The sequence below is a fragment of the Ruminococcus sp. 1001136sp1 genome, from assembly GCF_039841815.1.
Taxonomy (GTDB): Bacteria; Bacillota; Clostridia; order Lachnospirales; family Lachnospiraceae; genus Blautia_A; species Blautia_A faecis.
The window spans coordinates 119,853-143,259 of sequence record NZ_JBDPGY010000006.1 but is presented as its reverse complement, the minus strand read 5'-3'; the positions used below and the strand labels follow the sequence as shown (position 1 = coordinate 143,259).

At 42.8% G+C, this 23,407-nt stretch carries 23 protein-coding genes and 1 pseudogene; 7 read left to right on the top strand and 17 right to left on the bottom strand.

Annotated features, from left to right (window positions below):
* Positions 1–34: 34 nt before the first annotated feature.
* Both ABHC48_RS07240 and gpr read right to left on the bottom strand, forming a co-directional pair.
* Positions 35–195: pseudogene (locus ABHC48_RS07240) on the bottom strand (DUF6783 domain-containing protein).
* Positions 196–202: 7 nt separating this feature from the next.
* Positions 203–1,114 (bottom strand): GPR endopeptidase, encoded by a 912-nt coding sequence (gene gpr, locus ABHC48_RS07235; protein WP_118579888.1) that lies wholly within the window; start codon positions 1,112–1,114, stop codon positions 203–205.
* A gap of 323 nt (positions 1,115–1,437) precedes the next feature.
* Between gpr and rpsT the strand changes: the two genes are divergently transcribed.
* Positions 1,438–1,701, top strand: coding sequence for a 30S ribosomal protein S20 (gene rpsT, locus ABHC48_RS07230; RefSeq protein WP_330382769.1), 264 nt, complete (start codon positions 1,438–1,440; stop codon positions 1,699–1,701).
* A gap of 144 nt (positions 1,702–1,845) precedes the next feature.
* On the opposite strand, the gene holA is transcribed toward rpsT, so the two are convergent.
* From holA to ABHC48_RS07190, 8 genes are all read right to left on the bottom strand, one after another.
* Complete coding sequence (gene holA / locus ABHC48_RS07225; RefSeq protein ID WP_148461738.1) at positions 1,846–2,832, bottom strand: DNA polymerase III subunit delta; 987 nt, start codon at positions 2,830–2,832, stop codon at positions 1,846–1,848.
* A 169-nt stretch (positions 2,833–3,001) separates the two neighbouring features.
* On the bottom strand, positions 3,002–5,380 hold the full coding sequence (locus ABHC48_RS07220; protein WP_195699127.1) for a ComEC/Rec2 family competence protein: 2,379 nt from the start codon (positions 5,378–5,380) through the stop codon (positions 3,002–3,004).
* 61 nt (positions 5,381–5,441) lie between these two features.
* Entirely contained in the window at positions 5,442–6,380 is a 939-nt protein-coding gene (locus tag ABHC48_RS07215) for a GerMN domain-containing protein (RefSeq protein ID WP_173716154.1), read from the bottom strand.
* 10 nt (positions 6,381–6,390) lie between these two features.
* Entirely contained in the window at positions 6,391–7,818 is a 1,428-nt protein-coding gene (locus ABHC48_RS07210) for a HAMP domain-containing sensor histidine kinase (protein WP_195392024.1), read from the bottom strand.
* Between the two features lie 3 nt (positions 7,819–7,821).
* A complete protein-coding gene (locus ABHC48_RS07205) occupies positions 7,822–8,511 on the bottom strand; it encodes a response regulator transcription factor (protein ID WP_173734913.1) in 690 nt (229 codons plus the stop codon).
* Positions 8,512–8,524: 13 nt separating this feature from the next.
* On the bottom strand, positions 8,525–9,361 hold the full coding sequence (locus tag ABHC48_RS07200; RefSeq protein ID WP_195699126.1) for a helix-hairpin-helix domain-containing protein: 837 nt from the start codon (positions 9,359–9,361) through the stop codon (positions 8,525–8,527).
* A gap of 126 nt (positions 9,362–9,487) precedes the next feature.
* Entirely contained in the window at positions 9,488–9,922 is a 435-nt protein-coding gene (locus tag ABHC48_RS07195) for a DMT family transporter (RefSeq protein ID WP_118579731.1), read from the bottom strand.
* Positions 9,904–10,077 carry a DUF6783 domain-containing protein gene (locus ABHC48_RS07190; RefSeq protein WP_308768404.1) on the bottom strand — a complete coding sequence of 58 codons (174 nt, stop codon included), beginning with the start codon at positions 10,075–10,077 and terminating at the stop codon, positions 9,904–9,906. Before ABHC48_RS07190 ends, ABHC48_RS07195 begins: the two co-directional genes overlap by 19 nt.
* Here ABHC48_RS07190 and ABHC48_RS07185 point away from each other — a divergent pair.
* Complete coding sequence (locus tag ABHC48_RS07185; protein WP_319017271.1) at positions 9,997–10,278, top strand: DUF6783 domain-containing protein; 282 nt, start codon at positions 9,997–9,999, stop codon at positions 10,276–10,278. The two genes, ABHC48_RS07190 and ABHC48_RS07185, sit on opposite strands and share 81 nt — an antisense overlap.
* Here ABHC48_RS07185 and ABHC48_RS07180 read toward each other — a convergent pair.
* Both ABHC48_RS07180 and ABHC48_RS07175 read right to left on the bottom strand, forming a co-directional pair.
* The gene (locus ABHC48_RS07180) at positions 10,247–11,050 is read right to left on the bottom strand and encodes a DUF3169 family protein (RefSeq protein ID WP_173716155.1); all 804 of its coding nucleotides are present in this window, start codon (positions 11,048–11,050) and stop codon (positions 10,247–10,249) included. The two genes, ABHC48_RS07185 and ABHC48_RS07180, sit on opposite strands and share 32 nt — an antisense overlap.
* Entirely contained in the window at positions 11,043–11,258 is a 216-nt protein-coding gene (locus tag ABHC48_RS07175; RefSeq protein WP_118579737.1) for a helix-turn-helix transcriptional regulator, read from the bottom strand. The genes ABHC48_RS07180 and ABHC48_RS07175 overlap by 8 nt, the downstream gene beginning before the upstream one ends.
* Positions 11,259–11,593: 335 nt before the next feature.
* Here ABHC48_RS07175 and ABHC48_RS07170 point away from each other — a divergent pair, with 335 nt between their 5' ends.
* The gene (locus tag ABHC48_RS07170; RefSeq protein ID WP_118579740.1) at positions 11,594–11,923 is read left to right on the top strand and encodes a DUF1292 domain-containing protein; all 330 of its coding nucleotides are present in this window, start codon (positions 11,594–11,596) and stop codon (positions 11,921–11,923) included.
* 278 nt (positions 11,924–12,201) lie between these two features.
* On the opposite strand, the gene ABHC48_RS07165 is transcribed toward ABHC48_RS07170, so the two are convergent.
* The 4 genes from ABHC48_RS07165 to argC all read right to left on the bottom strand — a co-directional run bounded on the left by ABHC48_RS07165 (position 12,202) and on the right by argC (position 16,749).
* Positions 12,202–13,392, bottom strand: a complete 1,191-nt coding sequence (locus ABHC48_RS07165; protein WP_118579743.1) for an aspartate aminotransferase family protein — start codon at positions 13,390–13,392, stop codon at positions 12,202–12,204.
* Entirely contained in the window at positions 13,379–14,275 is an 897-nt protein-coding gene (gene argB / locus ABHC48_RS07160) for an acetylglutamate kinase (protein WP_118579746.1), read from the bottom strand. Before argB ends, ABHC48_RS07165 begins: the two co-directional genes overlap by 14 nt.
* Before the next feature lie 109 nt (positions 14,276–14,384).
* Entirely contained in the window at positions 14,385–15,608 is a 1,224-nt protein-coding gene (gene argJ / locus ABHC48_RS07155) for a bifunctional glutamate N-acetyltransferase/amino-acid acetyltransferase ArgJ (RefSeq protein ID WP_148461743.1), read from the bottom strand.
* A 100-nt stretch (positions 15,609–15,708) separates the two neighbouring features.
* Positions 15,709–16,749 (bottom strand): N-acetyl-gamma-glutamyl-phosphate reductase, encoded by a 1,041-nt coding sequence (argC, locus tag ABHC48_RS07150; protein ID WP_148461744.1) that lies wholly within the window; start codon positions 16,747–16,749, stop codon positions 15,709–15,711.
* A gap of 446 nt (positions 16,750–17,195) precedes the next feature.
* On the opposite strand from argC, the gene ABHC48_RS07145 reads away from it, so the two are divergent.
* Positions 17,196–18,431, top strand: coding sequence for an argininosuccinate synthase (locus ABHC48_RS07145; RefSeq protein WP_118579752.1), 1,236 nt, complete (start codon positions 17,196–17,198; stop codon positions 18,429–18,431).
* Between the two features lie 142 nt (positions 18,432–18,573).
* On the opposite strand, the gene ABHC48_RS07140 is transcribed toward ABHC48_RS07145, so the two are convergent.
* The gene (locus ABHC48_RS07140) at positions 18,574–19,734 is read right to left on the bottom strand and encodes an AI-2E family transporter (RefSeq protein WP_195699125.1); all 1,161 of its coding nucleotides are present in this window, start codon (positions 19,732–19,734) and stop codon (positions 18,574–18,576) included.
* Positions 19,735–20,113: 379 nt separating this feature from the next.
* On the opposite strand from ABHC48_RS07140, the gene ilvB reads away from it, so the two are divergent.
* The 3 genes from ilvB to ABHC48_RS07125 all read left to right on the top strand — a co-directional run bounded on the left by ilvB (position 20,114) and on the right by ABHC48_RS07125 (position 23,386).
* Positions 20,114–21,832: a biosynthetic-type acetolactate synthase large subunit gene (ilvB, locus tag ABHC48_RS07135; RefSeq protein WP_118579758.1), complete on the top strand. Its 1,719-nt coding sequence runs from the start codon at positions 20,114–20,116 to the stop codon at positions 21,830–21,832.
* 34 nt (positions 21,833–21,866) lie between these two features.
* On the top strand, positions 21,867–22,364 hold the full coding sequence (gene ilvN, locus ABHC48_RS07130; RefSeq protein ID WP_334285059.1) for an acetolactate synthase small subunit: 498 nt from the start codon (positions 21,867–21,869) through the stop codon (positions 22,362–22,364).
* A gap of 68 nt (positions 22,365–22,432) precedes the next feature.
* Positions 22,433–23,386: a DMT family transporter gene (locus tag ABHC48_RS07125; protein ID WP_179988265.1), complete on the top strand. Its 954-nt coding sequence runs from the start codon at positions 22,433–22,435 to the stop codon at positions 23,384–23,386.
* The last annotated feature ends 21 nt before the right edge of the window (positions 23,387–23,407 follow it).

Here is a 23,407-nt window from a genome sequence, read left to right as displayed (position 1 = left end):
TATTTTTCCACAGCTCACCACCTTTACATCAGCTTCATGCGCCAGAGCGTGTTTGAAAAATCATTCCCGCAATCTGCACGCCCACTTTGCTGGAGATTTCACCCGAATTCGATTGCCGTAGCCCGCTACGATGCCCTCATCTAGGCAAAATCTCCCACAAATTGTGACGCACATCTTGCAGAAAGCCTTTTTCAAACACGCTCTAATAGATCTCTGCAAAAGTCATATTTAATCCTTCTGAAATCGTAAAACTCAGATATTTTATGGTCTCGTCCACATCTTTCGGCGTCACAAACATTCCATGAAGATGTGGGGAAATCATTTCTTCCAAAAATTCTTTCTGTTCGGCCTCGTCCAGTGTCTCAAGCAAATGAGCCATAGAATCATGAACAATAGTCGCCGCATCCACCACCGTAGGCACTCCGATCCCAATCACTTTTACATTCAGATTTTCTTCTGTAAGACCATTTCTGTGGTTTCCCACCCCTGATCCCGGAGTAATTCCTGTATCCGTGATTTGAATGGTCCGATTAAGGCGCCTGGTATTTCTTGCGGCAAGAGCATCCACAGCGATCACTACATCTGGCCGTGTTATTTCCACCACGCCCTCCACGATTTCCGAAGTTTCCATTCCAGTCTGCCCCATTACTCCTGGAACAATTCCGCTGATTGCATGAAGAATCTGCTTTTCTGTACTTTTCAGTCCATACTCGCGGATCAGATGGCGTGTCATATGAAGATTCCCAATTACTTCCGGTCCCAATGAATCCGCCGTAATACCCGGATTTCCAAGCCCAACAATAAGCACGGACTTTTCCTTTTCCAGACCGATCAGCTGGCGTAAATGTCTGGAAAGTTCTTCAGACACTTCCCTGTGATAGTCCTCATCTGGCGCTGAAAGCCCTTCCGATTCAATTGTAATATATGTCCCCTGAGGTCTCCCCATCGCCCTGGCACCATTTTCCGTGGTTATTTTCACCACAGTGGTTCGAATGTCTTTTTCCTCATTATAATCTTCCTGAACCTCCACCCCGCGCACTTCTACATTGTCCTCTGTAAAGCGTTCTCTTGCCTCTACCGCCAAATCGGTTCTGATCTTATAAGTTCCCAGCATATCAGTTCCTCCATACTTTCCCAAATTCTCCCATATCACCGGCTCCGCCCTGCTGTTTTCTATGTGCAAAATGTATTTCTCATTGCAATTCATACCTTTCACAGCCACACCTTTCGATTTTTATATAATCTCCCCACTTTTTTGCAAAAATATGTATGTCAAGCATTTTTGTAAAAATATGTATGTCAAGCATTTTTGTAAAAATATGTATTGACAATCCAAGGTAATTATTATAAACTATATAAGCATGTTCATAGGAACGCCCGTGTCTGTTCTTATGATGCAAAAAATTAATCATCATTCACGAATTGGAGGTGTACGAATTGGCTAACATCAAATCTGCAAAAAAGAGAATTTTAGTTAACAGAACAAAAGCTGCGAGAAACAAATCCATCCGTTCTGCTGTTAAGACTTCCATCAGAAAAGTTGACGCGGCAGTAGCAAACAACGATAAGGCAGCAGCAGAGGTTGCATTAAAAGAGGCTATCTCTACAATCAGCAAAGCAACTTCCAAAGGTGTTTATCACAAAAACAACTGCGCAAGAAAAGTTTCCCGTTTATCCAAAGCCGTTAACAGCATTGGCTAATAGATATCTGAATTTTTAGTTATAAGCTTATAAGTGAAAATTAAGGCAGTCGAACCGTCATCGACTGCCTTTTTTCTGTATTTTTTTGCATTCCTGTTCAGCCCACTGCCTATTTTTGCAAACATCATAGCCTGCACCAAAACGTCATCTTCTGGCTGAACTATACTTCACGATCAGTAATTCCACACTAAGCACATCCTGCAATCTGCCTGTCTTCACAGCTTCCTCTGCATCCACAAAATCCGTCACTGCCTGACGAAGTTCACTGATTCTATAGGATCTTGCACAGACTGCAATATTTTTCACCACAAAAGACGGCACTCCCAGTCTTGATGCCATCACCGGCTGAGGGATTCCTTCTTCTGCATATTCTTTTACCAGAAGCAGCTGGCGAAACTGTTTCGCCAAAAGAAAAAGGATTCTCATCGGGGGCTCCTTCAGCGTGAGAAGATCATAATACAGATCCAGTGCTCTCTTCTGATTTTTCTCCGTTACTGCCCGGACCATATCAAAAATCTTATTCTGGGTCTGAGTGGTACAAACCTGCTGAATGTCCTCTCCCGTTACCACATCCCGGTCACCGGTATAGGAAATTATCTTTTCCAGTTCCATCCGCAGGTTTCCCATATCCACGCCAGTCATGGTAAGAAGGAGTTCCATATCCCGCTGGGTGATCATCTTGCCTTCTTTTTTCAGAAGCCCGGCAGCCCAGCGCATTAGCGTTTTCTCATCCTGCTGCACAAATTCTCCGATTCTACCTGCTGCCTTTACGGCTTTATACATACGGTTTCTTTTATCCACCTCATTTTCTACAAAAATAAGGCAAAGATAGTCTGGCAGTTCTTTCATATAATCAGCCAGTTCATCACATTTATTCTTAAAAAAGCCGGTATCTTCCAACAAAACCACCCTACGGTCTGCAAAAAAAGGCATGGTCTCACAAAGGTCGATCAGTTCCTTCACATCAATGTTCCGACCCTCATAATGATTAAAATTCATGGTGTCATCTTCTGGATTCAGCGCCTGCACCAGTTTATGTTTATACTGCTGTTTCAGGTAAGCTTCCTCACCATACAGCAAATACGCCTGTTTAAAATTGCCCGTCTTTATATCTTCCTGGATATTCTTCAAAATATACGCTCCTGTCATCTTCTTGTCGGTCAGGACATTCCCCAAAGGTTACTATTCACGATCTGACCAGTAGCCCCCCAGACTCTTTCAGCCAGGGTGATAGAGCTGTACCCGACATTCTACTAAACCATACCACAAATTGTGTCTTTATAAAAGTGCCTTTTTCGCTCTACATACTATTTCCCTTTTCCAAAAATTTCTTAATCCTTATCCCCTCTTTCTCCCAGCAAACTTTCACAGCACCGCTCTCCATAGTAAAACTGGTCTGGCACCCGGTTTCTTCCAGGCGTTTCGTAATTTCCGGTGACGGGTGGCCATAGGTATTGGTAGAAGAGCAGGAAATCACAGCATATTCCGGGCGCACTGTATCAAGAAACTGTTGACAGGTAGAGTAATGGGAGCCATGGTGTCCCACCTTCAAAAAGTCCACATCTTCCAACATTCCCAATTCCAGCAATTTCTTTTCCGTTTCTTCCCCGATATCACCTGTCAAAAGGCCAAGAAACTCCTCATATTTTACTTTAATCACCATACCATCTTCATTTACGTCTGCGCCAGAAGCGCTGACAGCAGGAGCAATTATCTGCAATTGCAATTTACCTGCATTCAGGCAGTCTCCTTCCTTCAGGGTTCTCACTGGAATTCCGGCCGCTTTTGCTGTCTGTTTCAGTTTTTCCCATGCAGCAGGAGGATTTTCCCACTCAGGCAGATACAAGCATCCCAATTTTACTGAATTCAGTTTTTTTACAGCCATCTCCAATATTTCCTGTACACCACTGATATGATCCTGATCTGTATGAGATATAAAAATTCCATCAATCTGAGAAATCCCCTGATTTTTCAGATACGGTAAAACCTGATATTGTCCCACACCTGATTTGTTTGTGCTTCCACCATCCACCAGAAAGCAATTCCCTTCCGGCGTCCGCAGCACAAGCCCGTCGCCCTGTCCCACATCCAGACAGCTGACAGAAAATGGTTCCGGCTCACGCCATATAAGAATAGACATGGCCAGGCATACAACTACGAAAGCAATTATTTTTCTCTCCCTCTTCCCTTTCTGTGTAAGTATCCAGACTGCTCCTGCAAACAAAATATAATATACAGCCACCTGCCACAGCTTTGGTTGTCCTGTGATCCAGATGCCAAAAGGCAGATTCCCAGATAGTTTACATAACTCTTCATAAATTCCAGCAAGAACCTTTCCAGGCAAAATCACAACACGCCCAACGGAAAAGCTTACACACCCAGCAAGCAATCCAATAACTCCGCTTCCCAGAACAACTCCTACTGTAGGAAGCACCAGCAAATTTAAAAAAATTCCAACCAGTGAAACTTCTCCGAAAAAATATAAGGAAACAGGAAGCATGGTCAGCTGTATTCCTATAGATGCGCCTAAAGCCAGATTTGCTTTGCAAAAACCTCCGGCAAATTTTTCATATATTTGCCCTGTATGTTTTCCTAAAATCATACAGCAAATATTTTTAAACTTTTTTCCAGCAGGTCTTTTCCATGCACTCTTTTTTCTCCGCACATTTTCCCCTTTTTCAATACGGGATAAATCCATACTCTTTGTTAATGCAGGAACCACTACGCCAGCTCCTGCTACCGCGCTAAATGACAAAAGGAACCCACTGTTATATAAATATGCTCCTGAATCTCCAAGAATTAACATAGCCGAAACAGCCAGCGCCGTTGGCAGATCATAAATCCTTCCGGTTATTTTCGCCCCTACAGATATCAAAAACATACAGACTGCACGCATAGTAGACACACTTCCACCAGTCATCACACCGTATTGAAGCAAAATCAGCAGGGCAATTATCCCAGACGGCCAGATTCCCATTCCAGTCTTCATCAGAAGATTATAAATTCCCATCCCAATCACACTGATATGCAGCCCCGAAATTGCCAGAACATGCACAATACCAGCCATCTGGTAGCGAAGCTTTACTTCCTCATCCAGACTGCTTTTATCCCCGAGAACAATTGCCTGAAAAATCCCGGCTTCTTTTCCACCAATTCGTTCCAAAACTTTACAGAGATATTCCCTTAAATCATTCATACCTTGTCGATAAGCAGAATAATTTTCCGATTTTTTTAACAATTCCGCCTTTTTCATAAAATAGAAAATATGCTGACTAGCATAGTACTGTCTGGCATCAAATTCTCCTGGATTACGCATCTCGCCTACTCTCTCCAGATTTCCAGACACCAAAACAACAGTTCCTGCCGGAACATCTTCTTTTTTCTTTAAAAATACTTTTACATTTTCAATAGATATTTTCTTCGGTTGATTTTCCTTTGATTGATTCTTCTTTGGTTGATAAATCAGATATGTATTGCTAAGATAAACAGATTGTGAAAATTCATTTTCTGTGGTCTGTGTCACTTCTCCGCAGATTGTGACCTTGGGATGTTCCCGGATCCAGGAGTCCACATTTTCCGGAACAGGATTTCCTCTGATCAGTGGAAATCCTGCCCGGTCGGCCACACACATAAGGAGCATCAAGACCAGACACACCATGCAAAGCGGTCTTTTCGTCATTTATAAACTCCTTTAGTATTTCATTTTATAAGCGTTATTGATTGATTTTTTCAAACACGCTCTAATTCTCTTTCAGGATCAGATCTGTATTTTTACTGAAAAGACTGTACAAAGATGTTCCATCACTTAACTTAGCCTCTGTATCACCTTCGATTGAAATCTGCACTTTATCAGCAGATGTCGTATCCAGAAGAGAATTTACCACGGAATAGATCATGGTGTTCACCGGGATATCAATTCCTGAATCTGAAAAAGCGGAACTAAAATCCACATAGCACACATTATCAGACACCTCTATTCCCAGAATATCCGTATTCTGCGGAATTGTTGGATAATGCCCTTTCACCATCGGTCCTTTGGCAAGCTGTTCCAGTATTACTCTCTCTCTTGGCAGAATTCTCTTATAATATACATTTCTCTGTTCTGCCACAAGATGCTCTCCTGTCTTGTCTGTAAAATACAGAGTAAAAGTATCATACCGATACGCATCTTTATCAGAGCCCCACATTTCTACAAAAGTGTTGCCGTCAAGCAAGCCTACAGCCTGTCCCTTGGAATCGGTAAGCTCCTGATTTCCTATAAAAATCTTTATGCCGGTGATTCCTGGAATCTGAAGAAAAGTTCTTGCCACACCTGCGCGCACCAGAATCTCCCTGGTTCGGGAAATATTACTGTAATCAGCATTAAACTCCAATTCCAGAAGGGATTCATTTAAGCGGTAAGTCACCAGCTGAACTCCTGCTGGAAGCAAAGGCAGGTTCTCTCCGCTGCTCTCCTGTCCATTCAGGATTCCCATTAAATCCTGGAGCATAAATTCTGCACTTTCCTGCTCCGGATAATATCTTGTCTTTGTTACTTTCGTTTCATCTTTGTTCAAGTAATATAGATAGTACTGATTGCTGACACTTTCAGTCTTCTCTCCCTGGCTTTCCACCGAACATCCGGTAAGAAGGCCAATGATCAGAACCAGAGCCATCGCTGTACTCAACAATTTCTTCATCTGGCACCTCCTACGGAATATATGATAAAGGAATGCGAACAGTAAAGGTAGTTCCCTCGCCTTCCTTACTTGCCACCTGAATAGTTCCATGATGCATGGTCACAGCACTTCTGGTAATCGCAAGTCCAAGACCTGTGCCGCCAATTTCTTTGGAATGGGATTTGTCCACACGGTAAAAACGTTCAAAAATTCTTCCGATGGACTCCTCCGGAATGCCCATTCCGGAATCTGCAACCTTCACATAGAAATATTTATGGTCAGCGTCAAGGGTTACACGAACCCAGCCATCATCCACATTGTATTTAATACCATTCTCAACCAGATTGCTCACGGCAAGAGTAAACTTTACCTCATCCACATCTGCTTCAACAGGGCGGAAACTGTCCAGGATCAGATCAATGTGCCTCTTATCTGCAATTGGACGGAGTCTCTTCAGGATATCCTCCAGAAGCTGATTGATATTCAGGTGCTCCACATTCAGATCAGCTGCTTTCTTATCCATTTTTACAAGAGAAAGCAGGTCTGTGATGATCTTATTCTCCCGATCAATCTCTGCAGTGATATCGCCCATAAACTCCTGATACAGCTCCTCCGGCACCCCTTCCTGGCCCACCAGTGAATCGGCAAGTACCTTCATGGAGGTAAGCGGTGTCTTCAGCTCATGGGACACATTGGAAACAAACTCATTTCTGGACTCATCCAGAATCTTCATTCTGGAAAGCATTTTGTTGAACGCATCCGTAATAAGTGCTGTCTCTGTATAATCCGGGACAGAAATCTCCTCATTCTGGTATCCATCTGTCAAATCCTCAATGGACTTGGTAACTCTGGCAAACGGCTTTACAAGAACCGTAGAAAGCACATATCCAAGAAGGACCGCCAGCACAATAATGATTCCTGTGATCAGAAGACTCTTCTGTTCCAGCTCCAGAATATTCTCTGCAATTTCATTGGAGGAAAAGCTGATCAGCATAGCACCCTGAAGCTGCTTCACCTCCGGGCTTTTCACAGGGAGAGCCATCTCAATCTTCTGTGTCTTACTATTATAGCGGCTGGCTTCCTCACCTTTGAAGCATTTGATCACCATAGTGGAGATCAAAGTTTTTCCCTCATCTACGCCATAGGTATCCTTGATAATCCTGTAATCCCTGTCAACTAACAGAATTCTGCCGTCATACACATTAGACAACAACTCCAGCTTGCTGTTTACATTCTGCGAGCTGGAGTCATTCATATAATTCTCTTTAATTAACAGGTTACACAGAATGTCACACTGCTTCTCAACAGTCTGCTTACGGACAGCCACAGCCTTGCTCTCATAGGCTGCCACCATCACATGAGCAACAATGACACTTGGTACGATTCCCAGAATGACCAGAATGATCAGAATACGAAAACGCAGACTTTTTAAAAAGCTTGGTTTCTTTTTCTCTGGCATGGCTTATGCCTGGAAATAATATCCCACACCCCATTTGGTGTGTACATATTTGGGCTCACTGGGATTCGCCTCAATTTTTTCACGTAAACGACGGATATGTACATCCACTGTACGAACATCACCAGGATATTCATATCCCCATACAATATTCAGCAGGTTCTCACGGCTGTACACTTTATTGGGATTAAACACCAGAAGTTCCAGCACATCAAATTCTTTGGCAGTCAGATTGATTTCCTTACCAGAAATAAACACGCGGCGGCTCTCACAATCCATCTTCAGGTCACCAGCCTCTATTGTCTTCGCCTTGTCTTTTTCTTCCTGATTGCTGCCTGCACGGCGCATAATGGCCTTGATTCTTGCCTTTACCTCAAGAATATTAAATGGTTTGGTGATATAGTCGTCCGCGCCATACTCAAGGCCGAGGATCTTATCCATATCCTCACCTTTCGCTGTAAGCATTACAATAGGAACATTTGAAAATTCCCTGATCTGCTGGCATACTTCAAAGCCATCCATCTTGGGAAGCATAAGATCCAGGAGAATAATGTCATATTTCTTCTCTTTGGCCATCTCCAGGGCTTCTTCGCCATCGTAGGCACAATCCACATCCATTCCATCCTGTTCCAGACTGAAACGGATACCCTTTACTATCAGTTTCTCATCATCTACTACCAAAACTTTCCTGCTCATTTAAGAATCTCCCTTATCCAGTTGATATCTTGTCTTTTATCTTTGAAAAGGTACCCTCTTTGATACCTTCTACATTCATAATCTCTTCAATAGAAGCAAAGTCTCCATGCTCTTCTCTGTATGCAATAATGGCTTCTGCCTTTGACTGCCCGATTCCGCTTAAAGTGGAAAGCTGTCCGACATCTGCAGTATTCAGATTAATTCGCGGATCATCGCCTGCGCCATCTCCTGAACTTTCTGTATCTCTTCCAACAGTTCCCGATGGATTTTCCGCTGGGCTGCCTTGAATTTCTTCCAAACCTGAACTTCCAGACTTGTCACCATCATTCAATGCCTCTGGCACTTTCGCCATAGCAAGTTCCAAGTTCTCAGCCACTTCTTTCTCAGTAGGCACATAAATCTGCTGCCCATCTCCAATGCTTCTGGCTCTGTTCAGATAATTTATGGCTGCCTCTGGCAAATATCCTCCTGCTGCATCAACAGCCTGGAAAATACGTGCTCCTTCATCCAGCTCGTAAACGCCTGGATTTACAACGGCTCCGCATACATCAACGAATATTTTCTGTGGAATTGGCGTTTCTAGTGGCAAATCCAAAGCTGAATTTTCTGTATTCCCCTCTGATCCAGCATCTGAAACAACAGACTGTTTTTCGGGATTTTCCCCTGCCGCCACGTTATTCTCATACGCAGTGCTCTCTTCTCCTGCTTTTCTATTCGAGTTCTCTTCATCTGAATCCATCTCTTCCAGAAAAACCTCTTCCCGACGTGCGCAACCTGTCATTGCAGACGCCGTCCAGAGAAAGAACAAAACTGTCCAGATTCCACATCTGTATTTTATTTTTCTTCCCATGCAGGTTCCCCTTTCGCTTTATGCGCAGGTTCCCCTCCACTCATGCTTTACCTAATCTATTTTAACGAAACTTTACATTTTTTACAATACCATTTCTAAATTTTATCAGTCTTTTATCTATTTGCCTTATTTCTCCCATTTAAATATGACAATTCCTACAATCGCCACAGCCATGCCGATCAGTTTTCGCCACTGAAAATCCACTTTTTCTACACCAAACAGACCAAATAATTCAATTATATAGGCAACTGCCAGCTGGGAAATTACAATCAGCATAGCAGCCTTTGCAGGACCTAAACTTCCCATGCTTTGAATGACAGTTATTGTAATAAATGCTCCGATAATACCGCCAAGTAAAGTATATTTATTCTCCACCTGCCACAACGCGCCAACACTGTCCCTCCCGGTAAAAATCCACGCCAACACGCAGACCAGAAACGCAGAAAACTGTACCCAGCCGGTGGATACCCACAAGCTGGTCTGCTTAGTCATCTCTGTGTTAAAAACGCCCTGAATACTCATCAATGCACCAGATATCAACGCTACAAGAAATCCCCACATACAATACCTCCATAAACTATCCTATACTTCCAGATTCTTTCTCTAGAGCGTGTTTGAAAAAGGCTTTCTGCAAGATGTGCGTCACAATTTGTGGGAGATTTCGCCCGGATGAGGGCGCCGTAGCGGGCTACGGCAACCGAATTCGAGTGAAATATACCGCAAAGTGGGGCGTGCAGATTGCAGGAATGATTTTTCAAACACGCTCTAAGCCAATCGATGTTCTGACAGCCTCCAAAAGGATACTCCCTTTCCCGGGAAGAAAAGGAGGTGCACTTGCAGCAGGCACCTCCATAATAGTATTATATGTATTTTTCAAAGATTCATTCACTTCGCAAGTTTTTCGCTTTTTTTCGTAACGCAGCACCGGCAGTAATTAGACGCCGATAAGATCCAGAGAAAAGCAGGAATGATAATAGCAAGAACGCCCGTATTCCATACCATATGAAGCAGCATGGCTACCAATGTGCAAAAAGGAAGTACCTTTCCAGTCAGCAGATAAGTCTTATAGCTTGCTTCGTAAATTTCTTCCTTCTCTGCTTCGTCACAGCTTGCAAGCCACTGCTCCTGAAAGTTTATAGAAGTAGGATCACCTTTCTTATCCGGATAAATTCTCTGAACCAGCTTTATATAGCGAATCTGCCACATACCAAAATATCCAACCATTCCCACAAACACAACCAGTCCTGCTAAGAACATCCATATCTCACCGTCACTCTGGCTCTCAATATATTTCATAGAGTATCCTGGTGAAATAAGCAGCATCATAAGAACAGTTCCCACTGTACTCGCAATCATCCCCCAGCTGGAGGACACTTCAATATGATACTGCAATTCATGATATTCTTCATCCTCTGCATCCTGTATCTGGCTTCCCATTCTCTTCATCTTTCCAAAATGGATCTCACAGATCATAATACAGATCGCACCGCAGATACATTCCAGCAGCACTGTATGATCACGTACAGCCAAAAGAAATGCATTCATCCCATGCCCAATAGCTGCTATAGAATTCTCCCCAGTGTATGATGTAACAAAGCCAAAAATTCCTCCAACAACACCACCAGCCAGCATAATCAGTACCATTTTTAAATAGGAATTCATTTTCTTCTTAGATTTTCCCTTATTCATCTTCTCCATCCTCCGTATAAGTAAAAATATCTTCCACTGTCACCTGACAGATCTTCGCCAGCTTCAAAGCCAGCGTCACTGAAGGTGAATAGTCTCCCCTCTCAATCAGGCTGATCGTCTGTCTGGACACACCAGCTAGTTTCCCCATGTCCGCCTGATTGATTCCAAGCCTGGCACGATATTCCTTCAATCGATTCTCCAGCGCCATTTCAAAGGCTCCTTTCTCATTCGTAGTGTATTCATTTTTTTGAAATGACTTATTTCATTGTCATTATGACAAGTTTATTTGTCATTCCTTGTATTTGCATAATATCATTGACAACTTTACTTGTCAACAGGTTTTTTATATTTTCCCAAAACAACCTTGCAATCCTGTTATATCTCTACTGAAAACCGCTTTTCCAGTCTTTCTTCTGACATTATGCAAAAATATTTTCGAAATTTTCTATATTTTCCATCTATTCAACAGCTCTCACAATTGATATAATATTTTCAACAAATATGACAGCCGGGCTGGCATGTCAACTTGAAAGGAGAATCACAATGGCAGACGAAAAGAACATTGGTACCCCAGCAGAAGAGGAAATCGAGATCATCACCCTCACCGACGAAAACGGGGAAGACATGGATTTTGAGTTCCTGGACCTTGTTGAGTATGAAGGAAAGCGCTACGCAGTTCTTCTCCCACCTGTAGAGGACGTGGAAGGTGAGGACGAGAACGAAGATGAAGAAGTACTGATTCTTCAGGTTGAGGACGACGGAAATGAAGAAAACGAGAGCTATGTTTTCGTTGATGACGATGACATTCTCACCGCTGTTTTTGACATTTTCAAAGAGAAATTTAAAGACGAATTCGACTTCGCAGAAGAGTAAATTCACAAAAAGCTTTTAAGCAGCTGTACTCTATACAGTGTAAAAAGTTCCATCCCCCAACTTTTGACAAGATGTATGTCAGGATTTATGGGCGATTGCCGGAATAATTTTTTAAAACAGAATCTTGAGCAATAGAAAAAAGGTACCTGAAAACCATTTCAAAGTACCTTTTTTCTGTCATTTTATTCTCATTTATAGCTTAAAATCAACCTACAATGCTTTTTTAGTGAATCTTTTTTAATTTTCACCTGTTTTTTCACCAAAACTCCAGCCCTGATTTACGCCAGACATTCATCCAAAATCTCCGCCATTTCATCGATATCCGCCTTGGTAATCACAAGCGGAGGCACAATACGAAGCACGTCGCTTCCTGCAGAAATAACCAGCAGTTTCTTCTCCAGAGCCTTCTTAACAATCTCTCCTACAGGTCGTCCTGCAATGACGATTCCCTGCATGAATCCCATACCTCTTCTTGCTGCAGCACACTCATGTTTTTCCACAAGTTCATCCAGTTTTTTTTCAAGATATGGGGTTAATTCCTGTACATGAGTAAGGATCATATCCTTCTCATAAATGTCAAAAACCTTGCTTACAGCCGCACATACAAACGGATTTCCGCCATAGGTTGTACCATGGTCTCCCGGCTTCAAAGAAGCCTGTGCAACCTTCTTACTCAACACAAATGCACCAACAGGAACACCGCATCCAAGCGCTTTTGCACAGGTCATAATATCCGGCTGTACACCGTATGCCTGCCATGCAAAATAATATCCGGAACGTCCCATTCCGCACTGGATTTCATCCAGAATAAGGAGAATATCTTTCTCATCACACAGTGCGCGAACGCCCTCCAGAAACTCTCTTTCCGCTGGATAAATACCGCCTTCTCCCTGTACAGTCTCCATAATAATTGCACATGTTTTATCTGTAACCTGGGCTTTTACACTCTCAAGATCATTGAAATCAGCAAATTTCACACCACCCATGAGCGGCTCAAAAGGCTCACGGTAATGTGCATTTCCAGTGACAGAAAGTGCTCCAATAGATCTGCCATGGAAAGAATGATTCATGGCAATGATCTCATGATCTGCATGTCCGTCACGTTCATAAGCATACTTTTTCGCAGCCTTTAATGCACCTTCAATAGCCTCTGTACCACTGTTTGTAAAGAAAGCCTTGTCCATGCGGCTTGCATTTACCAGCTTTGCGCCAGCTTCGATAATTGGCTCATTGTAATACAAATTAGAAATATGAGTCAGCTTATCAATCTGTTCTTTCAGTGCTTCATCATATCCAGGATAATGATATCCAAGCGAATTTACAGCAATTCCTGCTGCAAAATCCAGATATTTGGAGCCTTCAGAATCAAAAAGGTGCACACCCTCTCCCCGTTCAAAAACAACAGGAAAACGATTATATGTATGAAGAATACTGGACTCCGCTTCTTCCATCTGATTATTCATGTTCATGGTAATATTTCTCTCCATCCTCTCTTAAAATAGCAGTTCCGATACCTTTGTTTGTAAAGATTTCCAACAGTAAACTATGAGGAATTCTTCCATCAAGAATATGAACCCGGTTAACACCATGCTCAATTGCTTCAATACAGTTATTCAGCTTCGGAATCATTCCGCCGCCAACATATCCATCCTCGATCAGTTTTCTGGCATCCTGAATATGAAGCTCAGAAATCAGAGATGACGGATCATCTTTATCCCTATAAACTCCCTCAATATCAGAAAGAAATGCAAGCTTCTCTGCATGTACAGCCTCTGCAATTGCGCAGGCTGCATCATCTGCATTAATGTTATAGCTGTCATAATTATCATCAAATCCGATTGGAAAAACAATCGGAAGAAAATCTTTTTCCAGCAGATCATAAAGAATTTTCGGGTTTACTTCTGTAATATCCCCTACAAATCCAATATCCTCTCCATTGGAATATTTCTTCTTACATTTCAGCAATCCACCGTCTTTTCCACTGATACCAACAGCCTGTACGCCAAGAGATTCCACATGGGAAACAAGTTCTTTGTTTACTTTGGCAAGGACCATTTCTGCTATTTCCATTGTCTGGGAATCTGTTACCCGAAGACCATTGATAAACTTAGCCTCCATGCCTACTTTTCCAACCCATTTGCTGATTTCCTTGCCGCCACCATGTACGATAATTGGCTTAAATCCAACCAGTTTCAGGAGAACTGCATCCTTAATTACATTCGCCTTCAATTTTTCATCCAGCATAGCACTTCCGCCATACTTTATTACAACAATTTTACGGTTAAAACGCTGTATGTAAGGAAGCGCCTCAATCAGTACCTCTGCCTTATCAAGATATTTCTGATTTACCATTTTTTCTCTTAACCTTTCTTTCCTATATCTTTATGTTACAAAAGTCCTACAACTGCATGCCTTTCAGTCTTCCTCTGGCATCTAATTTACACACTCTCAAGCTTTAATATCAAGAACGATAATCTGCATTAATTTTCACATAATCATAAGTAAGATCACAGCCCCATGCAGTTGCTTTTGCGTCACCCATCTTCACATCTGCAATAGCTGTTACCTCATCCTCAGACAGGATTCTGGTTGCCTCTGCTTCATCATATCCTGTTGAAACACCGTTCTCAATAATCTTTAATTTTCCTGCGCGGCTCTCAAAATACAGGTCAACTTTTTCCGGATCAAACTGTACTCCAGAATATCCCATAGCGCATAAAATCCGACCCCAGTTTGCATCGTGACCATAAATTGCAGCCTTTGTAAGAGAAGAAGTTACTACGGATTTGCTAAGCGTAACTGCATCTTCTTTTGTCTTAGCGCCCACAATTTTCACTTCAAAAAGTGCAGTCGCACCCTCTCCGTCACCTGCAATTTTCTTTGATAAACAGGTATTAATATAATTCAAAGCCTCCATAAATTTATCAAAATCAGCACCCTCTTCTGTGATCTCAGGGTTGCCTGCCATGCCGTTTGCAAGGAGCAAAACAGTGTCATTTGTGGAAGTATCGCCATCTACAGAAACCATATTAAAGGTATCTTTAATATTTGCACTTAGTGCTTTTTGAAGCATTTCCTTGGAAATTGCAGCATCTGTTGTGACAAATCCAAGCATGGTACACATATTAGGATGGATCATTCCGGATCCCTTGCACATACCGCCAACTGTTACTGTTTTTCCACCAATTTCGATCTGTACAGCAACCTCTTTTTTTACGGTATCTGTAGTCATGATAGCCTTGGCTGCCTCTGTTCCGGCCTCTAAAGAACCGTCAAGCTTCGGAGCCATAGCCTTTACACCATTTACAATTCTGTCAATCGGAATCTGCATTCCAATCACGCCTGTAGATGCAACCAGCACGCTATCTGCAGGGATTCCAAGTATCTCAGAAGCTGCATCAGCAGTCGCCTTACAATAGCCATATCCTTCTGCTCCGGTACATGCATTTGCAATACCGCTGTTGCAGATCACAGCCTGTGCAGATGGGTGATTATAGACCACATTCTGATCCCATTTTACCGGAGCTGCCTTCACCACATTTGTTGTAAAAGTGCCAGCTGCAACACATGGAACTTCACTGTAAACCATGGCCATATCTGTACGGCCTTTGTATTTAATTTCTGCTGCTGCCGCAGCTGCTTTAAACCCCTTTGCTGCGGTAACACCACCTGTAATTATTTCCATATTGATACTCCTCCTTTGCCCGATCAGGCAAATTATATGTTTATTTTTCAATGTAACTCAGTCCTGAAATCAGGCCCGGAGCCTGTCTCCAATTTCACTTTTACGGATACATCGGAACCTGTAATAATCCTTCCGCTTCATCAAACCCAAACATCAGATTCATATTCTGAACTGCCTGTCCGGCAGCACCTTTTACCAGGTTGTCAATAGCTCCCATCATGATGATTCTGTGGGTTCTCGGATCGATCTTGAAATTCACATCCACGTAATTACTGCCCTCTACCCACTTTGTCTGCGGACACACATCCTTATCCAGAACCCTCACAAATGTCTCATTCTCATAGCATGCATCATAAGCAGCTTTTACTTCTTCGTAGGTCACATCCTTTGTCAGGGAAGCGTATGCTGTAACCAGAATGCCTCTGTTCATTGGAACAAGATGCGGGGTAAAATTAATGGTCACTTCCTGTCCGCAGGCATATCCTAACTGATCTTCGATCTCTGGTGTATGTCTGTGTGTGGCAACACCGTAAGCCTTGATATTTTCATTTACTTCACAATAAAGATTATCAACCTTAGCCCCTCTTCCAGCACCCGTCGTTCCGGATTTAGCATCAATAATAATCGTGTTCGGATCAATCATTCCAGCCTTTAACAATGGGTAAATAGAAAGTGTAGAACAAGTTGGATAGCATCCCGGATTCGCGATCAGACGAGCTTTTTTGATGTCCTCACGGTTAATCTCACATAATCCGTACACAGCTTCATCAATAAACTGAGGGGATTTGTGCTCAATTCCGTACCATTTTTCATATTTCTTCACATCTTTAATACGGAAGTCTGCACTTAAATCAATTACTTTCGCTCTGGAAAGGATTCCCTCATTTACAAGAGAAGCACACAGCCCCTGCGGTGTTGCAGTGAAAATCACATCAACCTCATCTGCCAGAGCTTCCATGTTATCGTCCATACATTTTGCATCTACCAGCTTAAAAAAGTTCTGATAAATTCCTGCATATTTTTTATCAATGTAGCTTCTGGATCCATACCATGCTACTTCCACATTTTTATGTCCCAGAAGGAGACGTACAATTTCATTTCCCGCATAACCGGTTGCTCCAATAATTCCAGCTTTTATCATTTTAGTGTCCTCCATTATTATGGTGTCAAAAGCATGCTTTTTCAAACAGGCTCTGGAACTCATACTTGTTACTCTGTTCACTGGCAACAATGTCCGTTTTGTGAACGGAGTGAACAGTAACATGTGCTTTATAAACAATGATGAATGAATTATACATCTTCTCTGCATATTATGCAATAGTCATTTTTTCCTTATTTTCCATTCAATCTATCTTTTTTTGTGCATTTCAACGCGTATTTACCTATTATATGATGCATTTTTATGCAAAGTTTTTATAAATTTTTTTCAAATTTACTATTGCATATTTATGAGTATTGTTGTATATTATTCTTTGTGAATAACGTACAGAACGTAAGAGCCGTTATCACGATGAATATTTATTCAAAATTTAATATGCTTTATAACCCTATCTGTTTCAGAGGGATAAAAGAAAAGAGGTAAATATTATGAAAGAAAAAGTTGTACTTGCATATTCAGGCGGACTTGATACCACAGCATTGATTCCGTGGCTGAAAGAAACATTTGATTATGATGTTGTCTGCTGCTGCGTTAACTGCGGACAGGGAAATGAGCTGGACGGACTTGAGGAAAGAGCAAAGCTTTCCGGAGCTTCCAAATTATATATTGAGGATATCGTAGATGACTTCTGCGACAACTATATTATGCCGTGTGTTGAGGCAGGTGCTGTATATGAGCACAAATATCTTCTTGGTACTTCCATGGCACGTCCTGCTATTGCCAAGAAACTGGTTGAGATCGCAAGAAAAGAGAACGCTGTTGCAATCTGTCACGGCGCAACTGGTAAAGGAAATGACCAGATCCGTTTTGAGCTTGGAATCAAAGCTCTTGCACCAGACATCAAGATCATTGCTCCATGGCGTATGACAGACGTTTGGACCATGCAGTCCCGTGAAGACGAGATCGCGTTCTGCCAGGCTCATGGTATCAACCTTCCATTCGATGCAAAACACAGCTACAGCCGTGACCGTAACCTGTGGCACATCAGCCATGAGGGACTTGAACTTGAGGATCCGGCGCAGGCTCCAAACTATGATGATATGTTAGTACTCAGCGTAACACCTGAGAAAGCTCCGGATAAAGAGACCGAAATCACCATGACATTTGAGGCAGGTGTTCCAAAGACCTTAAATGGAAAGGCAATGAAAGTTTCCGAGATCATCACAGAACTGAACAAGCTTGGCGGCGAGAACGGAATCGGCATTATCGATATCGTTGAGAACCGTGTTGTAGGTATGAAATCCCGTGGTGTTTATGAGACTCCTGGTGGAACAATCCTTATGGAAGCACATGAACAGCTTGAGGAGCTGATCCTTGATCGTGAAACTCTGGAAACCAAGAAGAAACTTGGCAGCCAGCTGGCTCAGGTTGTTTACGAAGGAAAATGGTTCACACCACTTCGTGAGGCAATCCAGGCATTCGTAGAGTCCACACAGAAATATGTAACTGGTGAAGTAAAATTCAAACTTTATAAAGGCAACATCATCAAAGCCGGAACCACTTCTCCATACAGCCTTTACAATGAATCTCTTGCTTCCTTCACAACAGGTGATATGTACGATCACCATGATGCAGACGGATTCATCACTCTGTTCGGTCTGCCGCTGAAAGTTCGTGCAATGAAGCTTGCAGAAGTAGAAAGTCAGAAACAGACCAACGACTGATCTTCATAAAAATAAGCAAAAAATATCTCCGGAAGTTCTTAATCCTCCCGGAGATGTTTTTTTGCAGCTTTTTTGTTTTATGTAAACCAATTATTTTCCAGCGCTTATTTTATTTAGCATCCAGCGCTCATTAAAAATTTTCTCAACTGATTTTTACCTTCTTCTGCTCCAGCCTCTCAGACACCCATTCCTTAAACAATGTATAAATTACAGACACCAACGGAATAAAAATCAGCATTCCCACAATTCCCATAAGATTTCCGCCCAGAGTCACTGCAACCAGTACCCAGATTGCCGGCAGTCCCACAGAGTTTCCAACTACGTGAGGATAGATCAGATTTCCCTCAATCTGCTGCAGGATCAAGAACAATATAAGAAATGCCAAAGCTTTCAGAGGACTTACCATCAAAATCAGGAAAAATCCCACCCAGCATCCAATAATTCCGCCAAACACAGGAATCAGCGCCGTAAAACTGATCAGCACTCCGATCAGCATTGCATATGGAAATCTTCCGATCGTCATGGAAACAAAGAACATGCTTCCCAGGATCACCGCCTCTATGCACTGCCCGGTAATAAAGCTTGAAAACACCTTACTTGCCAGTGTACAAACATGTCCCAGATATTCCACTGTTTTCACAGGTAAGATCGCATAAGCCGCTTTCAGGACCTGCCTGCCCAGCTTCTCTTTCTGAAGGAGCACATAACAGGAAAACACAAAACCAATTGCAAAATTCATAGCCATGCTCACCAGTCCCATAGTCACGGTAATAGTGGAGGATACCAGATTGTCCGCCCCACTTCTCAAAACGCTCACAATAGAATCAATAATTTTCTGCGGATCAATTTCTATGGTAGATGCCCATTTCACAATTTCAGAATCACTCTGGAAGGTATCTGTCAGCCATTTCTGAACTAACGGAATATCTTCTTCCACCTTTTTCACAACATTTACCAGAGTTCTTCCAAGCTCCGGTGCCACAATCAGTACTACAACGAGAATCGCCAGCACCACCAGAACAATGGAAAAGATCAGACTAACCGGTCTTGCAAATTTTGCTGCTGCGCGTCCCTTCCTGTCTTCTTTTTCCTTTGCTTTTCCAAAAACATGTCGCTCAATAAATGCCATAGGTACATTCAGCACAAACGCCATAGCTCCACCCAACACAAATGGCAGAAGAAGTCCCCACACAATTTTCACATACTTCAGCACCACATCCAGATTCTGCACTCCCAGATACAGAAGCACTGAAAAAGCGATCAGCCACCTTATCTTTTTCATATTTTCCTTATTTAGTTCCACTATTTTCAACCTCCTCCTTTCTTTCTCAGTACACTTTTGTTCTGCATATCTTACCACAAAATCCACTTTTTGACCAGTTATCCCTTTCTTTTTCCCACCTCTTTTAATTCAACGTGTTACTGTTCCCTCCGTGACCAGTAACACGCTTCGCGATGCAAAAGAATCATGCTTTGCATGATTTCGCGCCGCAATTCTCTGGTTTTCTGTGAACTTTATTGACACTTTTCCACGTTAACGCTATAATATTGATTAAATATCGTTTGCTCTAGAGCGTGTTTGAAAAAGGCTTTCTGCAAGATGTGCGTCACAACTTGTGGGAGATTTTTTTATAATTATATTGTGGGGTTTTTCCCCGGCGAAAAGGAGGTATCTTCACTAAATGAAACAGATATCAGGCAATAAGCTGCTGGTAAAAGCACTGAAAGAAGAAGGTGTTGAGTACGTTTTCGGTTATCCCGGAGCATGTACCATCGATATCAGCGATGAATTATACAAACAGGATGATGTCACCGTAATCCTTCCACGTCACGAGCAGGCACTGGTTCACGCAGCCGATGCTTACGCACGTACCACTGGAAAAGTTGGCGTATGTCTTGTAACAAGCGGTCCTGGTGCTACCAACCTTGTCACAGGCCTTGCTACAGCCAATTACGACAGCGTTCCTCTGGTGTGCTTCACCGGTCAGGTAGCACGTCATCTGATTGGAAACGATGCATTCCAGGAAGTTGATATTGTAGGAATTACCCGCAGTATTACCAAGTATGGAGTCACTGTACGCAACCGTGAAGATCTTGGACGTATCATCAAGGAAGCCTTCTATATTGCACGTACCGGACGCCCTGGACCGGTTCTTATTGACCTGCCCAAGGATGTAATGGCTGAACTTGGCAGTGCAGAATATCCAAAGAGCGTAAATATCCGCGGCTACAAGCCAAACACCAGTGTCCACATCGGACAGCTGAAACGTGCGATCAAAACACTTTCCAATGCAAAGAAGCCTCTCTTCCTGGCAGGCGGCGGAATCAATATTTCCCATGCCAATAAGGTATTCCAGGAAGTAGTGGAAAAGACCGGTGTTCCGGTTGTAACTACTATTATGGGACGAGGTGCAATTCCTACCAACCATCCGCTTTTTATCGGAAACCTTGGCATGCACGGTGCCTATGCAGCCAATATGGCTGTAAGCAACTGTGACGTACTTTTTTCCATTGGAACACGTTTTAACGACCGAATCACAGGAAAGCTTCATGAATTTGCCCCTAATGCCCAGATTATCCATATTGACATTGACACGGCCTCTATTTCCAGAAACATCCAGGTAGATATTCCAATCGTTGCAGATGCAAAAGATGCCCTTGCAAAAATGTCCGAATACGTTTCCGACTATGCCAGCAAAAAATGGAACAGTGAGATAAACAGCTGGAAGCAGGAACATCCTCTTGTAATGCGTCCAAATGACAGATTAAGTCCGGTTGACATCATTAACCAGATCAACTGCCAGTTTGAAGAAGCCATCATTGTCACGGATGTCGGACAACACCAGATGCTGGTTTCCCAGTATGCTGAGATCACACCAGGCAAGCAGCTTGTTATGTCCGGGGGACTTGGTACCATGGGATACGGTTTTCCTGGTGGTGTAGGAGCAAAGATCGGTAATCCGGACAAACCGGTTATCGTTATTTCCGGCGACGGTGGAATGCAGATGAATATTCAGGAATTTGCCACAGCTGTTCTGGAAGAGCTCCCACTGATTCTTTGTGTATTTAATAACGAATATCTTGGTATGGTTCGTCAGTGGCAGAAGCTTTTCTATGGCAAACGCTACAGCATGACCAATCTTCGCTCTGGTGCCCTTTCCCGCCGTACAAATGGCGAGGAATACCCGAAATATACACCGGATTTTGTAAAGCTGGCAGAAAGCTACGGTGCCAAAGGGATCCGGGTTTTCAATAAAAATGAGGTTGCCGCAGCATTTGAAGAAGCAAAGAAAAATACCAAAGTTCCGACTCTGATCGAGTTCATCATTGATCCTGAAGAAATGGTTTATCCGATGGTAAAGCCTGGCGGAACACTGGAAGATTTAATTATGGATTGTTAATTAACAGGAGGTTTATCCAATGGCTGATAAAGGCATGAAAAAGAGATGGATTTCCCTCTACGTAGAAAACCAGGTAGGTGTTCTGTCCAAGATTTCCGGACTTTTCTCCGGCAAAAGCTATAACCTGGACAGCCTTACCGTTGGTACTACAGAGGATCCTACCGTTTCCCGAATGACCATCGGGACTGTAAGCGATGATGAAACTTTCGAACAGATCAAGAAACAGCTGAACCGAATGGTAGAAGTCATCAAAGTTATTGATTTCACCAATATGTTCGTCCGCATGAAAGAGATTCTTTACATCAAGGTTTTTAACTGCTCTTCTGAGGACAAGGTTGAATTATTCCAGATTGCTGAGACTTTTAAGGCCAGAGTCATTGATTACGGTAAAGACAGCCTGCTTCTGGAATTCGTACAGACAGCGACCAAAAATGATGCAGTTGTCAAACTGATCAAAGAAGAATTCGGCCGCATTGAAGTAGTCCGAGGTGGAAGTGTAGGAATTGAATCCATCAGCATGATGGAAAGATAATTTAAACGATGATGCCCCTCCTGTTAAAGGAGGGCATTTTTGTAAATTTTACGAGGGGATAATCCATTATGAAAAAACAACAAATACCATTAAAAAATTCACTGATTCTCCTTTTGACAGCAACGATCTGGGGAATCGCCTTTGTAGCACAAAGTGAGGGCGGTGAAGCTGTCGGCCCTCTCACTTTCAATGCCACAAGAAACATTATCGGTTCTCTGGTGCTGATCCCGGTTATTTTACTGCTCAATAAAATAAATCCACAGAGCAATTCAGCTGATTTCACAGAATCCGACAGACAGCCAATGGCATCCAGCGGTTCAAATCCATTTTCCCGCAACAAAACCTTAATTGCCGGCGGCATAATCTGCGGTATCTGCCTGTGTCTTGCTTCCAACTTCCAACAGTTTGGCATCCAGTACACCTCCGTTGGAAAAGCAGGTTTTCTCACTGCATGCTACATTATCATCGTCCCGATCCTTGGACTTTTTATGAAAAAGAAATGCAGTCCTTTTATCTGGGTTGCGGTTGTAATGGCACTGATTGGTCTCTATCTGCTTTGCATCACAGACGGCTTTTCCATTGGAAAGGGAGACTTTCTGGTCCTGATCTGTGCTTTCCTGTTTTCCCTGCACATTCTGGTCATTGATTACTTTTCACCAAAGACAGATGGAGTAAAAATGTCTTGCATCCAGTTTCTGGTCTGCGGAATCCTCACTGCTATCCCAGCCATAATTCTGGAGCATCCCAATCTTTCTTCATTCAGTGGTGCCTGGGGCGCTACTCTCTATGCCGGCGTTATGTCCTGCGGTGTCGCCTACACCCTCCAGATCGTGGGCCAGAAAAATATGAACCCAACCGTAGCCTCCCTGATTCTCAGTCTGGAATCCTGCATCTCTGTCCTCGCCGGCTGGATTATCTTAGGACAGAAATTAAGCACCCGGGAAATCATCGGTTGTGTGGTAATGTTCGGGGCTATCGTTCTTGCCCAGCTGCCGCAGAAAGAAACTGCCAGTGAAAAATAACGCGCTCTAGAGCGTGTTTGA